The organism is Schlesneria sphaerica (assembly GCF_044336245.1).
Lineage (GTDB): Bacteria > Planctomycetota > Planctomycetia > Planctomycetales > Planctomycetaceae > Schlesneria > Schlesneria sphaerica.
The window spans coordinates 3,536,647-3,551,540 of the sequence record NZ_CP172346.1 but is presented as its reverse complement, the minus strand read 5'-3'; the positions used below and the strand labels follow the sequence as shown (position 1 = coordinate 3,551,540).

The following is a 14,894-nucleotide window of genomic DNA, read 5'->3' as shown; positions in this document are numbered from 1 at the left end:
TCGACATGCCCTGGCCTTTCTTCACGACGGGATGCTGCATTTCAGAACCAGTTTCGTCAGTTCGGGAACACAATTGTAGCGGACGGGTTCACGACCGCTGATCCCGCGCGACACATACATCAGCGTCGGGTCAATCCAGAACACGCCTGAGGCATAGCGGCAGCCGAATCGACTGGGTGAATAGACCGGTCCTAGAATCGGCAGGCGGATCTGGCCTCCGTGCGTGTGACCCGCCAGCATCAGGTCGATTCCCTGCTCAGTCGCCCAGGTAATGTTATCAGGTGTGTGGCTGAGCAAGATACGGAAGTGCGAGGGATCCACCTGGCTCAGGTCGGGATGAGTGCCCATCCACGGGGTCTCGTCACCAGCCAGAATCAGCGGGCGGGTCTTTTCGGGTGATCTCAGCTCAATGCACTGGCTGGCCAGATCAATCCAGCCCTGCCGCTGCAGTTCCGCACGGATTCGCTCGGCCCCGACCAGCCAGTCGTGGTTGCCCAGAATAAAATACTTGCCCAAGGGGGCGCGAAGTCGACCAAACGTGGAGGGAAGCCAGTCGAGGGTGGATAGATCGTCAAGCAGGTCTCCCGTGAACAGGATGACGTCAGGCTTCAGTCCATTGGCTTCTTCGCACACTCGCTCGAAATAAGTCCGTTTGACGCCACCCAGGAAATGGGTGTCCGCCAGATGCAGAATCGAGAGTCCGTCCCATTCGACGGGAAGTCGTGGCAGGGTGTACGTTTTTGTGCTGACTTCCAGCGTGAATTGCTCATTCCCGGGTAGCAGCGCGATTCCCCGCATCGGCTTTTGTCCCACCAGTGCGTGGTGCCAGTGTTCCGCCGCAGCGGCGTCGCCCGAAGCAGTCGCGGGACCAGGGAATTTCGTGCGGAAATCAAGGATGCAGGTCTCTGACGAGATTTCGCACCGCGGTGGTTGATACAGTTGGAACTTCAATGTCGATCGGACGAGAAATACGAATCCCAGGCATCCCAGCGCGACCAATCCCGCTTCCCAGAGGTTCAGGGACTGCCAGTGGAATTGGCCGAGACTGGTGGTGCGATTCCCCAGACTGAGGGTCAACACGAGGGGATAGAGTGGAATGCTCAGCAGTTGGGGAACTTCGACCAGAACCTGTGTTCGTTTTGATCGAGGGGTCGCCAGAAGGCGGTTCAGCCCCGCAGTCGACAGTTTGGCAAATCCAGCCGACAGCAGCGTTAGCACGCCCAGCGACATCCAGGTCATTCGAATTCCTTAACCGGCTTATCATTGCGACTCAGCGGATTCGACGGGCTCCAGATCGGCGGCGAACTGAAGCGCCGCCAGTTTCGCGTACTCGCCCCCCTCTCGCAGAAGCTCTTCGTGCGTCCCTGATTCAACGATTCGTCCTTGATGGAGAACATGGATTCGATCCGCGTGCCGAACGGAACTGATACGACTGGAAACCAGGATTGTCGTTCGGCCCGCTCCCGCCGTCTGGATGGCCTCTTGAATTTCGTGCTCGGTTTCTGCATCGACCGCAGCAGTTGCATCATCGAGCATGAGGATCGGAGGGTCAAGAAGGAGTGCCCGTGCGATGGCCAGTCGTTGCCGTTGGCCTCCTGAAAGGTTGGAGCCGTGTTCGCCGACCAGACTTTGGTATCCTTGAGGCAATTCTGCGATGAAGTCCGCAGCGGATGCGAGTTGCGCTGCACGCTCAACATCGGTCAAGTCGGCCCCTGGTCGACCAAAGGCAATATTGGCAGCGACAGTATTACTGAACAGGAAGCTCTCCTGGAACACGATTCCGATGTTCCGACGCAAATCCTGTAAGTCGAGTTCCCGGACATCCACTCCGTCGACCAGGACCCGTCCCGAGGTCGTGTCATAAAATCGGGCAATCAACTGCAGCAGTGTTGTCTTGCCCGCACCGGTCTCACCCACGATTCCCACGCATTCACCCGGATGAATCGTCAGGTTGATTTGGTCGAGAACAGGAACGGGATTGTCCTGAGGGGTTTCCGCTTCTGGATTGAGCGAGGTCCCGAGTTGGATATCGATGTCAGGGCGGTGGTAGGTGAAGCTGGCGTTTTCGAACGTGACTTCACCCCTTGCTCGCGCCAGGGGGACGGGATCAGGGAGGCTCTCGATTTCGATCCGGGCATCGAGGATGGCAAAAACACGGTCTGCGCCTGTCAGGCTGCTTTGGATACTGTTGGCGATGTTGATGATCTGGCCGACCTGATTGGCAAACTCATTGATCAGGTTTGCGAACACGAAAAAGCCTGCTCCCAGCGGCAGTTCTCCGCGGATCACCAGCATTCCTCCGTACCCGATCAGGATCAATTGATTGACTTGAGTCAGCAGACCCATGACGGGCTGGTAGAGGCTGAGGCTCCAGAAGATATCAAATTTCTGATCACGCAGCTCACGATTCGCTTGGCGAAACCGCTCGATTTCGTCGTCCTCGCGGGCAAATCCTTTGACGACCTGAATGCCCTGCACGTTCTCCGAAAGGCGCAGGACCATGGTGTCGCCGAGTTCGCTGCTGCGCTGGTACAGGGGACGAACTTTTCGGGAAAACCAGACCGAACCGACGTACAGCAGGGGAGACGTCAGCAGGCATGCAAGGGCGAGTGTCACATGCACCGACAGCATGTAGGCGAGATAGAAGGCCAGCGTCAGGGCCACGGTGAGGATCTTCAGAATAACACCGTCGATGAAGCTGCGAACAGATTGGACGTCTCCGGCGACGCGATTGATTAACGAGCTGCTGTCATGGGCATCGAAGAATCGGAAGCTTAATCGCTGCAGCTTGTCATAAACGTCGGTTCTCAACTGAACGACGATTGCGTGGCTGAGGGCTGCCCCGGCGACGGCAGTGATGAATTTCAGCGCGGCCTGGACCGCTGCCATCCCCAGCACCAGTCCGGCGACAAGAAACACGACCGACATCGGGGTCCAGTCGCTGGGGGGCTGGAAGCCCAAGGGCCACTGGACGGGGGGGCTGCCCGGCTCCAGGGCGTTCCGCAGGACGTCAATCCCCAAGCCGGTGAAGCCCAGGCCGGCCAGGTTCAGTCCTACCAGTAACAGGTTGAGTGTCAGTACATAGACCGACATCACACGGTGTTTCCAGCCAAGCAACAGCATCCGCTGTATCAGAGACCAGTTGGATGCGCTCGACACACGAGGTGGTGGGGAAACAGCACGCACAGACATCGGCTTCGCACGAGGACGAGATTCTGCAATCGACACAGGTCCAAAGATGAATGATGCAACACGGAAGTGCAAGCCGCTCCCCGCCGCACACGTCAATCGGCCCATGGTTGAGGTCAGGCAGAGAAGGTGGCAATGCCGCTCGAAGGTGTTGCCGAGCGATCATCAACATCCCTGGAATGAGCCTGAGAACCGCGAATTGGCGGCTCGTTTCGCAACTTTCGTCAGAACAGAATGCGCGACTGGCGGGTTTATGTTATAGTGCACAAACAGGAGAAACGTGGGCTTTCGAGGAGTTTGGTGGATGAGTTCGATTTCCGCTGGTATGAGACAACTGCACAGATTACGCATTAAACTGCGTGAGATTTCCGATCAGTTGGAAAGAGGCCCCCGTAAAATCGCGGCTCGCAAGCAACTCATTGAGAAGAAAAAAGAAGAGATCGAAGCCCAGCGCAACAAGCTGAAGCAGATGAAGCTGGCCGCCGACCAGAAGAACCTGCAGCTTAAATCCAGTGAAGGACGGATCTACGATCTCTCTGGAAAGCTCAACGCCGCCGCGAGTAACCGCGAATACGAAGCGCTTCGCTCACAGATTGCTGCTGATACGATGGCCAAGAGCGTTCTTGAAGACGAAATTCTGGAAGCGCTCGACAAGGTCGACGTCATCCAGATGGAAATCAAAAAAGCCGAGTTGGACATCACGACCATCGAGTCCGAGCTTCAGACGCTGGTTCAGGAGGTCAATTCCAAGGAAGCGGGTTTGAAAGAACAAGCCGCTGCGTTGGAAGTGGAAATTGCTCAGGCTGAAGAAATCCTCCCCCCTGATATTGTTCCACAATATCGGCGTCTGGTTCAGGCCTACGGGGCCGATGCACTGGCTCCGGTTGTTAACAAGTCCTGCAGCGAGTGTTACGTGTCACTCACAGCCCAGGTCTATCTTGAACTGCGAGCAGGTCGGGTTCGGTTTTGTACTTGTGGCCGTCTGATGTACGTCGCAGAAGAAGAGTAAGGCCCGGACGAGCCCAAGAGTTGCCCCTCCTGATGCAACTCTTGGGCTCTCGTTCTTCCGATCTGAGGCATGACGCGCTTTGTATGTGCTCGATTGACCTCAGTGGGGCTGCTGCTGCATCGCGCCAAGACGTGGCACTGTGCCACGCACGCTGTTAAGACCCCGCAGCGAGGGTGTGGCTTTATCGCAACATTGACATCAGTCGCTGTGGTGAAATTACCACAGCGGTCGGTTCTGCTCCCGTCTCGGCAGGATTTATATCGATCGCAAACCCTTCCGTGTCGGTTGTTTGCGATTCTAACTTCAGGGAAGGTGGGTTCATTTCAGGTCCTCGGTCCAGTCTTTGCGATTAGTGGTGATCGTACCCCGAAGCATCGTTTTCGGAGTTGGCGTTCGTTCCACTCGTGACAGGACAAGGCTTTCATGGCAGTTCAGCGGCGCTTTAAACGGATGCTGATCGACGTTCGGGATGAGTTCTACCTTCTGCAGCTTGGCGAGATGGAGATCTGGGACGGTGCTGACCTCGCGCTGCTTCGCGAAGGGCTGTTTCGCTTGATTCACGATGAGCGTTGTGAGTCGATTGCGATCGACATGCAGTATGTCAAATACATTCCCAGCGGGTTCTTCGGAATGCTGTTTGACTGGCAGGAGAAGTGTGGAACCTGGTTCGCCCTGACGTCTCCACAGCCTAATGTGCAAAGAATGCTGTGGTTCCGACAATTCTTCAAATTAAACAGCGACGGCGTCTACGAGATGATGTCGGAGCCGCAGGAGTCGCTGCTTCCTCCGGAGGCTACTTCCGAGGTCTGCTTGACCGGGCAGACCGTCTGAGTCGGGGGTGGGCTGCTTTAAGACTGGGGTTTGCGCATAACCGAATTCGAACTACAAACTTGCCCGACAATCACACAGGTTGCTCGGCGAGGGCCCGCGACCAGACAATTCCATAACTCGCGTGGAGTTCGTTATGAAATGCCCCCAGTGCAAAAACGATGACGTGTATCTGAGCACGAGTGGTAATTCGAAGGGTTCATTCTGGACCAAGGCTGCACGCTGTCACCGGTGCTGTTACCTGTTCAAGGTCGCCCGTTGGGTGCATGTTCCAGACAAAGAGCCGGTTCGCCAATGCGCTGAGCCCATTCGGCGTGCGGCCTGATACTTGCCTGCCCACGTCCCGGTGATCGTTCTGTCCGCGGGAGCAATGCTTTTACGCTCCTCTTGCGGCCCGATCATTAATGACGCACCACCCGATCGCGTGGTGGTCGCAATACCCACAGGGCTGGCTGAAATCTCGCGGCGGACCTGCGAGGTGTACCGACGAGTTGTAAGCTTTTAAGGAGTGCCTGGCGTTACGCTCGGGGCGATGGGGCGACAAATCTCTTAACGAAAACTTTGGCGTCAGCGGTGCCCTGACTCGGGGCGCGTGTTCTTCAGGGAGAGCCTGAGCCGCGTCGTTTGATCATTCACTGTCGATGATCGCGGGGACCAGGAAGTAAGAGCCGTCGGTGCGGGGTGCGTTCGACAATGCCAGTTGCCGATCGAGCGACTCGGCGACGACATCGGGCCGCAGAACATTTTGAAGTTCTACAGCATGCACCATCGGCGCGATCCCTGTGGTATCCAGTTCGTTGAGGATCTCCACATAACCAACGATTGCGCTGAGATCGCTAACAAGTGTATCTAACTCGTGGTCAGAAACCTTCAGGCGTGCGAGATCTGCGACTTTCTGGACTACGCTGCGCGTGAGTTCCATTGCCACCTCGAAAAACGACGTGACACGACCACCGCGCGACAATCGCAGGCGATCGTGTCACTGACGAAAAATCAGCCTTCGATGGTGAATGGCTTCTTGACCACTCGCTTGACCACCAGGCCCGAGCGAAGGCACTGAACGCATACGCGAACTCGCTTGGATGATTCGCCCAACTGCATCCGCAGAGACTGAAGGTTGGGGCGGAACCAGCGCTTCGTGATACCAGTCGTCTTGCGACCGTTACCGCCCAGGTACTTTGCCTTACCGCGTTCGACCTTCTGGTTGCCGCGAACCGGTTTCTTTTGACAAATAGCGCACTCAGAACCCATGACAACCTCGAAAATCACTTGCGAAAATCTGTTGCTATAATGGCGCCGGCCGAATTGCAGCCAGTGCGGAACGCAGGAGTATAGCTATTAGGGCGCGGGATGCAAGTTAAAGTTCTCCCGTCCCGCAGTCTCGATCAGAAGCTCCCACTGTGGCAGCTTCAAGTTAATGATTAAACCGAAAGATTACAAAGGTTTGCGGAGACATGGCCGGCGACTCCACCGTCCTTCTTCACTTAGCCACCGGATGGGCGAAGCGGATCTGCTGAAAAAGCTGGGTGGACCGTCGGTCATGAAATTACCCGCGGAGGTCCTCAAACAGAGCGGTTGAAAGATAGCGTTCACCGCTGTCGGGCAGGATTGTGACAATCGTCTTGCCGGCCGATTCAGGGCGGGCAGCGACTTTCAGTGCCGCGGCCATTGCGGCTCCGCAACTGATACCGCAGGTGATTCCCTCGAGCCGCATCAGCTTCTTCGCCGTCTCAATCGATTCCTCATCGGTTACCTGAACCACTTCATCGATAACTGAGCGATCGAGGATGTCAGGGATGAAGCCGGCGCCGATCCCCTGAATCTTGTGTTTTCCAGGGGCTCCGCCAGAGAGAACGGGGCTGTTGGTCGGCTCAACCGCGATCGACTTGATCGGCAGCTTCTTCTCGTTTTTCAAGTATCGAGTTACGCCGGTGATGGTACCGCCCGTGCCGACCCCGGCCACGAAGATATCAATCTTCCCTTCGGTGTCGTTGTAGATTTCAGGGCCTGTGGTTTTGAAGTGGATCGCAGGGTTGGCTGGGTTCTTGAACTGTTGTGGCATGAACCAGCCGTCTTGCCGCGAAAGTTCTTCCGCCTTGGCGATAGCCCCTTTCATCCCGTCCGCGCCGGGGGTCAGAATCAGCTCGGCTCCGAAGCTTCGCAGCATCATGCGTCGCTCGACTGACATCGTTTCGGGCATGGTGAGGGTCAGTGAGTATCCGCGAGCCGCACAGACGTAGGCTAGCGCGATCCCGGTGTTACCGCTTGTCGGTTCGACCACGTGCATTCCGGGTTTGAGTTTGCCGTTGGCTTCGGCATCCCAGATCATGGCGGCGCCGATTCGGCACTTGACGCTGTACGCGGGATTTCGGCCTTCAATTTTTGCCAGAATTGTGGCGTTCAAACCCTCGGCGAGGCGATTGATCTTGACGAGTGGTGTTCGGCCGATGGATTCCGAATTGTCCTTAAAAACTGGCATCTGCGAGCTCCCTGCAGCGGTTCGTTGAGTGGAATGGCGAATTGAACACTATTGCATGTCGAGAATTCGGCCTTTTGCCTTAAAGGTAATCGGCTCTTCTCGGCCGCTGATCGTCAAAAAGAAGGTTTCCTCAAACAATCCGGGCTTGTTGGGGGGCGTGAACGTCAAGGTGATCTGGTGAAGCACTTTTGTCTCGTCCGTTTTTTTGACCCGGATCGACGTGTCCTGCTCCGTACGCTCACATTTCTCAATCTTGAACGGCTTGGCGGGCGTTTTGGTGGAACGGACCAGCACCTGAATTTCTTTTGGTTTTCCGGGGGTGAGCGTTCCGAAGTTGGCCTCGGTTACGACAATTTCCGGTTCAATTCGGGCTTCAACCTGCACTGGAATCTGGGGGTTGTTGACGTCGTCTGTCACAAGCATCATCTGGTCGCGGAGCGCTCCGATGGGTGCCGTCGGCTTGAGTTTCACGATCAGGTCGTAGTTGACATTGCCGTTCGCTCGAGATTTTTCCACAATTTCGGCGACAAGGTGGGGGCTATTGAATTTGGCCGATGTGAGCGTCCAGTTATTTCGGCCGGCGTAACTGACGGTCAGGGTCTGTTCTGCCCCTTTTTCCGGGTCAACCGAGCCGAAATTGACTGAACCAGGCTGCAGTACGACATCGGAGCGGATGTAGCCTTCTGCATAAATTCGGGTTGTGCCGAAAATGTTCCTGCTGGGGATGAAGAACGTCACAATTCCGTGCGTTCCGCGTTTTTCACCGTGATGGCGAATCGTGTCCAGACGAAGATTAATATACTTTGTCTGGCCCGGAGGAATGGTGATCGCGGCGGGAAGAGTCAGTGCCCCTGTGGGAGAGAGTCGATTCTCGTCCCATGAGAGGCACCCGCATGACGTCGAAAGTGCGGTAATTTGCACTTCGTCTGCGTGAACATTGGTGACAGGTATCCGAAAGGAAACGTCCTGTCCTCTCGCAACGCTTTTGTAGCTGATCTTTTGCATGTCTTTGTCGATCAGCGCCTTGGCCCAATCGGGGTCCTCTGGCGAGTCTGCGTGCAGCACCGGGGACATGATCAGAAGAAACCCGATCAGACCGAAACACCTAGCTACGGGCGCTTTCGACATTGCTCAAACTTCCTGCAAACACGACACGGATCGTGCTGAGCAGACTATGGTTGCGGTGCGGAAGTTTCAATCACTGGCTTGGCGACAGTGACCGAATGTTCTGCCACGCGACCTTTCGCCTTAAAGGTCACTGGTTGCTCACGTCCGGAGATAGTAAGTGAGAACACTTCTTCAAACAACCCGTCCTGCTCTGACGGAGTGCAAGTGAGTGATAAGGTGTGGATCATCTGATCGGCATCGGAAGATTTCACCTTGAACACATCGTCCTGTTTCTCACGGTCGATTTTCTGGATGCGAAAGGGCTTTTTGCCACGCACGACCACGGTCACTGTCTTCGACTGGCCTGCATCCAATTTCCCTAACTGGACATCTGAGACCACAATGTCGGGTTCAATTTGGGCATCGACGGTGGTCGCATACCCATTGTCACTTCCTTCGTTTGTGACGATCAGCATCTGGTCCCGGAGTTTTCCGACTGGAGCTTTGGCGTCGAGGGTGACAATCACTTCGTAGTTTGCTGTTCCGCCACTGCGGTTCTTTTCCACGACTTTGGTCGTCAGGTGCGGGTTGTTGACTTTTGCGTCAGTAATCTTCCAGTCGGGGCGACCACCGCTGTAGGAAACCGTCATGCGATGCTCCATCGCGCGGCCGATATCAACGACGCCAAAGTTGAGGTTGTTCGTCTGCAGCACAACATCCTGCCGGATTCGGCCTTCGACAGGGATGGTGACCTGCGAGGTCGAGCCTCGGGTCGGTTCCAGCAAGGAAACGAACGCGCGGACGTGTTTGTCCCCCTGGTGCCGGATTGTGTCGAGGCGGATTGTCAGTTCCTGGCGCTCACCCGACGGGATCGTAATGGGAGTTTTGTCCTGCCACGAGATGCAACCGCACGAGGTGCTGACGCTGGAGACCTGAATGGCCTCCTTAAAAATGTTTGTCAGCGTAATCTTGAAAGTTACATCGGAGTTTTTGGCGACTGAACCAAATTTGATTTCGGTCTTGTCGAACATCTTTCGGCCCCAGTTCTGGTCTTGTGCCGATAAGGGGCTGACAGCGAGAAAGGCGGAGAGAAGGCAGGCGGTACGAACTACGCAGAGGAACATTGTCGTCTCGCTTCTGTGAAGCTAAACCCAATCGATCGATGGAAAAGCCTTGGCATGTCCACAGCCAGGGCACGAGGACAAAACCTGTCGTCTCGTTTTGCACATCATTACAACGTCCGTGTTTGACATTATGCGCGCTCTGCACAGCCGTCAACGGAACTTTTTTGCAGAGCGTTTCGAAGTTTCTTCAAATGATTTTGCGGTCCACTTTACGATCAGCAGATCCCTCTCCCCTTTTTTTGACGTTACAGGTTTCCTTTGTGGTCATATCCCGCACGATTCGCCCGGGGACGGCGCATGCAGTCCAGGATCCGAGGCTGGGCATCACATCGTGGGATGATTGCTCTCTGCTCAACCTGACTGAGTGTCGGCCAGGCACCTTCCCCTGTTTTTCAGGCGTTGGCAACTTTTCTCATTTTGAGTTACAAAATACCCAGAGGGAAATAAACCAATATCTGACTTTTGTGGCACTTTCGGTGGGGACGGAGATCGTCTTACGCAAACGGGAGGCCACTCGAGCAAGTTTTCCGAAGTGACTGTTGGGGCATCGCGGAATTCAGTCGGTCATCGCAGTACCGCTGGAAATGAGTCAATCGCCTAGAGACGTTGTCCTGAATCAGTGAGGGGTTTGCACCATGAGCAATTCGCAAGTGAACGTCGCCATGATCGGACTTGGCTTTGGAGCCGAGTTCATTCCAATTTATCAGGCGCATCCCAATGCCAACGTCTACGCCATCTGTCAGCGGAACAAAGAGCATCTGAACGTGATTGGCGATCGATTCAATATCGAGAAGCGATTCACGGATTACAGCGAAGTCCTGAAAGACCCCAAGGTCGATTTCGTTCACATCAATTCGCCCATTCCCGATCACGCGACGATGTCGATGCAGGCCTTGCGGGCGGGCAAGCACGTCATGTGTACGGTCCCGATGGCAACCACGGTCGAAGAATGTCAGCAGATCTGTGAACTGGTCAAGCAGACCGGCCTCAAGTACATGATGGCGGAAACCGTGGTCTACTCACGTGAATTCCTCTTCATCAAGGATCTCTACGAGAAGGGTGAACTCGGGAAAATCCAGCATCTGGCCGCTTCGCATCCGCAGGACATGGATGGGTGGCCCTCGTACTGGGAAAAAATGATCCCGATGCACTACGCCACCCACGTTGTCAGCCCGTGTCTGGGGTTGCTCAACGGGCGTGCCGAGTACGTCAGTTGCTTTGGTTCAGGGACGGTTCGGGACGATATCGCACAAAAGTCGGGGAACAAGTTCGCGGTGGAATCCTGTCACATCAAGATCAAGGATTCTGACGTCACCGCGCACATCTGGCGATTCCTGTATGACGTCGCGCGACAGTACCGTGAGAGCTTCGATGTCTACGGGACCAAGAAGAGCTTTGAATGGACGCTCGTTGAGGGTGAACCTCACGTGATTCACACCGCGAAAAAGCCCGAGCATGAAATTCCGTCCAAGATCGAAGTGCCGGACTTCGCTCACCTCTTGCCAGAGCCGATCCGCAAGTTTACACAGTCAATTCAGGATGCAGATCATCTGTCGTTCATTCAGGGAGGTGGGCACGGGGGATCCCATCCGCATCTGGTTCACGAAATGGTCAGCGCACTGATCGAGAATCGTGATCCCTGGCCGAATGCCACTCTATCCGCCAACTGGACCTGCGTCGGAATTCTGGCGCATGAATCGGCGCTGAAAGGTGGGGAAGTCCTGCGACTGCCCGAGTTTACACTGTCCTGATCGATACCTGCTGATCGACACAGAACGATAGCAAAAAATCACGCGAACCTGGATCGGAACTGGCCCACCTTGAGAAGATTCTTCTCAAGAGGGGTTCGATGGATCCAGGTTCGGAGCACAGTTGGGGGGACACAGTTCCACTTTAACTGACTGACTTAGAACCCAAATTCAAGTTGTTTCTACTACGTACCGGAAGGACACATCCGACATGGCCGTCGAAAACCGTATGGACAAAATCGTCGCGCTTGCGAAGCGGCGGGGATTCATTTTTCAGTCGTCCGAGATCTATGGCGGTTTGAACGGATTCTGGGATTACGGTCCGCTTGGTGTTGAACTCAAGCGAAACGTGCGGCAGGCCTGGTGGGCCGACATGATCACCGAGCATGACGAAGTCACGACGCCCGAAGGGGCACCCAGTCCGTTCGATATGGTGGGTGTCGAAACGTCGATCGTGATGCACCCTCAAGTCTGGAAGGTGTCGGGCCATTTCGATCTGTTCGCGGATAAGCTTCAGGATTGCCGCGAATGTAAAGGACGGTTCCGCGCGGACCATATCGGGACCAGCGAGTGTCCGCTGAAGCCTTCGAAGCATCCTGGCGAGCATGACAAGTGCCAGTTGACCGAACCTCGCGACTTCAACCTGATGTTCGAAACGCATACCGGCGCGGTTCGTTCTGAAGAGACCCGGGCATTCCTGCGGCCTGAAACGGCACAGGGGATGTTCGTGAACTTCAAGAACGTCTGCGATTCCAGTCGCGTCAAGATTCCATTCGGGATTGCGCAGATCGGTAAGAGTTTCCGCAATGAGATCACACCGCGTAACTTCATTTTCCGCTCTCGTGAATTTGAGCAGATGGAGATGGAGTTCTTCTGTCATCCAAGTCAGTCGCTCGAGTGGTACCGCTACTGGCGCGACCGCCGCTACAACTGGTATCTCAAGCATGGGATCTCGGCAGGGAATCTGATTTTGCGAGAACATACCGCCGAAGAGCTTGCGCACTACTCAGTCGGTACTGCGGATCTCGAGTACGCCTTCCCATTCCTCGAAGAGGGATCGTACGGAGAACTTGAAGGGGTTGCGCACCGCGGCGACTTCGACTTGCGGTCCCACTCGGAAGGGAAGCTCTGCAAACAGGATGGCAAGCTGGTCGTTGAACTCGGGCCTGATGGAAAGCCCAAGTATGCGGGGAGTGGCAAAGACCTGTCTTACTTCGATGACCAGATTCGCGAACGATATGTTCCTCACGTGATCGAACCCGCAGCGGGCTGTGATCGTGCCACCCTGGCGTTCCTCTGTGAAGCCTACCACGAAGATGAACAGCCGGACGAAAAGGGTGTCATGCAGTCACGCGTGATGCTGAAGTTCCATCCGAAGCTGGCTCCGATCAAGGTTGCGATCTTCCCGCTGATCAAAAAGGATGGTATGCCAGAGAAGGCGGCCGCCATTTATCGCGAGTTCAAACAGGCCGGGATTGCCGCTGCCTACGACCAGCAGGCCGCGATTGGCCGCCGGTACCGCCGTATGGATGAAATCGGTACTCCGTTCTGCGTTACGGTCGACAGCGAAACCATGTCGGGTGATACCGTCACGATCCGGGACCGCGACACGCTCGAACAGATTCGCGTTCCCGTCAAAGAGATCGTTGACCACGTTCGTAGCCGCATGGCGAGTTGCTGAGACTCGATCAGTCAGACTCGACCGCATGCTCGAATTCAGTTCGGGCATGCGGTCGTTTTCGTTTGACGCAGGTGAGTGACGCTGTGGATTGGATCGAATAGGGCCGGGAACCTGCCGGCATCCCCCCGTGATTTGAAGGCACAAAAAACGGTCCCAGGGCTCTGCACGAATTCGCTTTGAAACGGGTTTCCGTACCAGTGAGTGGGGAGGTCCAAATCAGGCCAGGATGTCGTGCAGGACGTGGCCGTGCACATCGGTCAGGCGGCGTTCAATCCCGTTGTGGTAGAATGACAGTCGCTCGTGATCCAAACCTAGCAGGTGCAGAATGGTCGCGTGCAGGTCATAGATCGTGGTGGGCTGGACGACGGCAGTGTGTCCGAAGTCATCCGTGGCGCCATAACTATACGCTCGTTTGACGCCCGCTCCTGCCAGCCACGTTGTGAACCCCTTCGGGTTATGGTCGCGGCCACTCGCTCCTTTCTGAAACGTGGGCATGCGACCGAACTCTGTCACGAAGACGACGAGTGTATCTTCCAGCAGGCCTGTTCGTTTCAGGTCCGTCAACAATGCGGCGGCGGGCTGGTCAAGAATGGGAGCATGCACCTCGTATTGGGATTTCAGGGTCTTGTGGCCATCCCAGTTTCCCACACCTTCGCCCATGGCATACGAGCCGTTAAAGAGCTGGACGAATCGGACCCCTTGTTCCAGCAGTCGACGTGCGAGCAGACAATTCCGACCGAAGCCAGCTTTGACAGGGTTTGCGTCGAGGATGCCGTAGAGTGCTTGAGTTTCCTGACTCTCGCGGGAAAGGTCCGAGACTTCGGCGGCCCGCAGTTGCAGGCGCGCGGCCAGTTCATAGCTGGCGATCCGCGCTGCGAGGTTAGAATCACCCTGGTGCTGCTCGAGGTGCCGCCGATTGAGTCGCTTGAGGAAGTCGAGCGTGGCCACCTCGTTCGCCTCAGGGATTTCCGCCGGCCTCGACAGGTTCGCGATGGGCTTGTCTGCATTAAACGGGGTTCCCTGGAATACAGCGGGTAGAAAAGCGCTGTTCCAGTTGTTCGATGCTGCTTGCGGGACCCCACGAGGATCGGGGATGGCAACAAAGCTGGGAAGATCGGCGGTCTCACTTCCCAGTGCATAGCTGATCCAGGCACCGATACTGGGGAATCCATCGAGCGTGAATCCGGTGCTCATCTGATTCTCGGCCGGTCCATGCGTATTACTTTTTGCCGTCATGGAATGGATGAAGCACATCTCATCCGCCAGTTCTGCCAGATGGGGCAAGAGTTCGGAGACCATTTTCCCTGACTCACCCCGTGGCTTGAACTCCCATTGTGGGGCAACCAGGTTCCCCTGTTCCCCCTGAAAGGTGATCAGTTTGTCGGCACCGGGAAGGGGTTGCCCGTTGCGTTTGATCAGTTCCGGTTTGTAGTCGAACGAATCGACATGGCTGAGGGCGCCAGAGCAGAAGATCATGACCACGCGTGAGGCACGCGGGGGGAAATGGGGTGCCCGTTGAGCCGTCGGAGCTTCAGGGTTGATCAACGGTCGAATGGGAAGTTTGACGTCGTCGCTTGCGCGAACAGATTGATCCTGAGCCAGCATCGACAAAAGGGCCATCGATCCCAGTCCTGAGGATGCGTCGAACAGAAACTGTCGACGTCCCAGTGGAGTCTGATGGGGGACGAATGATTTCGCTGGTGCGGATCTGGATGTCACGGGTGAGTTC

Annotated in this window: 12 protein-coding genes; 4 read left to right on the top strand and 8 right to left on the bottom strand. The window is 55.8% G+C overall.

What is annotated here, in order from left to right; genetic code table 11:
• Positions 1–21 precede the first annotated feature (21 nt).
• Both ACGY09_RS12930 and ACGY09_RS12925 read right to left on the bottom strand, forming a co-directional pair.
• Entirely contained in the window at positions 22–1,239 is a 1,218-nt protein-coding gene (locus ACGY09_RS12930; RefSeq protein WP_397571823.1) for a metallophosphoesterase, read from the bottom strand.
• A gap of 21 nt (positions 1,240–1,260) precedes the next feature.
• Positions 1,261–3,093, bottom strand: coding sequence for an ABC transporter ATP-binding protein (locus ACGY09_RS12925; protein WP_397571822.1), 1,833 nt, complete (start codon positions 3,091–3,093; stop codon positions 1,261–1,263).
• Positions 3,094–3,493: 400 nt separating this feature from the next.
• On the opposite strand from ACGY09_RS12925, the gene ACGY09_RS12920 reads away from it, so the two are divergent.
• Together ACGY09_RS12920 and ACGY09_RS12915 are read left to right on the top strand one after the other, a co-directional pair.
• On the top strand, positions 3,494–4,198 hold the full coding sequence (locus tag ACGY09_RS12920; RefSeq protein ID WP_397571821.1) for a zinc ribbon domain-containing protein: 705 nt from the start codon (positions 3,494–3,496) through the stop codon (positions 4,196–4,198).
• 423 nt (positions 4,199–4,621) lie between these two features.
• On the top strand, positions 4,622–5,029 hold the full coding sequence (locus ACGY09_RS12915; protein ID WP_373649834.1) for an STAS domain-containing protein: 408 nt from the start codon (positions 4,622–4,624) through the stop codon (positions 5,027–5,029).
• Between the two features lie 625 nt (positions 5,030–5,654).
• Here ACGY09_RS12915 and gatC read toward each other — a convergent pair.
• The 5 genes from gatC to ACGY09_RS12890 form a co-directional block, all read right to left on the bottom strand.
• On the bottom strand, positions 5,655–5,948 hold the full coding sequence (gatC, locus tag ACGY09_RS12910; RefSeq protein ID WP_373649835.1) for an Asp-tRNA(Asn)/Glu-tRNA(Gln) amidotransferase subunit GatC: 294 nt from the start codon (positions 5,946–5,948) through the stop codon (positions 5,655–5,657).
• A gap of 71 nt (positions 5,949–6,019) precedes the next feature.
• Complete coding sequence (gene rpmB / locus ACGY09_RS12905) at positions 6,020–6,277, bottom strand: 50S ribosomal protein L28 (RefSeq protein WP_373649836.1); 258 nt, start codon at positions 6,275–6,277, stop codon at positions 6,020–6,022.
• Positions 6,278–6,572: 295 nt separating this feature from the next.
• Complete coding sequence (gene cysK, locus ACGY09_RS12900; protein ID WP_397571820.1) at positions 6,573–7,505, bottom strand: cysteine synthase A; 933 nt, start codon at positions 7,503–7,505, stop codon at positions 6,573–6,575.
• Positions 7,506–7,553: 48 nt separating this feature from the next.
• Complete coding sequence (locus ACGY09_RS12895; protein ID WP_373649838.1) at positions 7,554–8,633, bottom strand: hypothetical protein; 1,080 nt, start codon at positions 8,631–8,633, stop codon at positions 7,554–7,556.
• A gap of 44 nt (positions 8,634–8,677) precedes the next feature.
• The gene (locus ACGY09_RS12890; protein ID WP_373649839.1) at positions 8,678–9,736 is read right to left on the bottom strand and encodes a DUF1573 domain-containing protein; all 1,059 of its coding nucleotides are present in this window, start codon (positions 9,734–9,736) and stop codon (positions 8,678–8,680) included.
• 635 nt (positions 9,737–10,371) lie between these two features.
• On the opposite strand from ACGY09_RS12890, the gene ACGY09_RS12885 reads away from it, so the two are divergent.
• Complete coding sequence (locus tag ACGY09_RS12885) at positions 10,372–11,487, top strand: Gfo/Idh/MocA family protein (RefSeq protein ID WP_397571819.1); 1,116 nt, start codon at positions 10,372–10,374, stop codon at positions 11,485–11,487.
• Between the two features lie 208 nt (positions 11,488–11,695).
• Positions 11,696–13,165, top strand: coding sequence for a glycine--tRNA ligase (locus tag ACGY09_RS12880; RefSeq protein WP_397571818.1), 1,470 nt, complete (start codon positions 11,696–11,698; stop codon positions 13,163–13,165).
• Positions 13,166–13,381: 216 nt separating this feature from the next.
• Here the strand turns inward: ACGY09_RS12880 and ACGY09_RS12875 are convergent, their stop codons facing one another.
• A complete protein-coding gene (locus ACGY09_RS12875; protein ID WP_397571874.1) occupies positions 13,382–14,785 on the bottom strand; it encodes a DUF1501 domain-containing protein in 1,404 nt (467 codons plus the stop codon).
• Positions 14,786–14,894 lie beyond the last annotated feature (109 nt).

Coding starts and splice junctions, on each gene's coding strand:
- ACGY09_RS12915 (WP_373649834.1), top strand. CDS start 4,622: ATGGCAGTTCAGCGGCGCTTTAAACGGATGCTGATCGACGTTCGGGAT.
- cysK (WP_397571820.1), bottom strand. CDS start 7,505: ATGCCAGTTTTTAAGGACAATTCGGAATCCATCGGCCGAACACCACTC.
- ACGY09_RS12875 (WP_397571874.1), bottom strand. CDS start 14,785: ATGGCCCTTTTGTCGATGCTGGCTCAGGATCAATCTGTTCGCGCAAGC.
- ACGY09_RS12925 (WP_397571822.1), bottom strand. CDS start 3,093: ATGTCGGTCTATGTACTGACACTCAACCTGTTACTGGTAGGACTGAAC.
- ACGY09_RS12885 (WP_397571819.1), top strand. CDS start 10,372: ATGAGCAATTCGCAAGTGAACGTCGCCATGATCGGACTTGGCTTTGGA.
- ACGY09_RS12920 (WP_397571821.1), top strand. CDS start 3,494: ATGAGTTCGATTTCCGCTGGTATGAGACAACTGCACAGATTACGCATT.
- ACGY09_RS12895 (WP_373649838.1), bottom strand. CDS start 8,633: ATGTCGAAAGCGCCCGTAGCTAGGTGTTTCGGTCTGATCGGGTTTCTT.
- ACGY09_RS12880 (WP_397571818.1), top strand. CDS start 11,696: ATGGCCGTCGAAAACCGTATGGACAAAATCGTCGCGCTTGCGAAGCGG.
- ACGY09_RS12930 (WP_397571823.1), bottom strand. CDS start 1,239: ATGACCTGGATGTCGCTGGGCGTGCTAACGCTGCTGTCGGCTGGATTT.
- ACGY09_RS12890 (WP_373649839.1), bottom strand. CDS start 9,736: ATGTTCCTCTGCGTAGTTCGTACCGCCTGCCTTCTCTCCGCCTTTCTC.
- gatC (WP_373649835.1), bottom strand. CDS start 5,948: ATGGAACTCACGCGCAGCGTAGTCCAGAAAGTCGCAGATCTCGCACGC.
- rpmB (WP_373649836.1), bottom strand. CDS start 6,277: ATGGGTTCTGAGTGCGCTATTTGTCAAAAGAAACCGGTTCGCGGCAAC.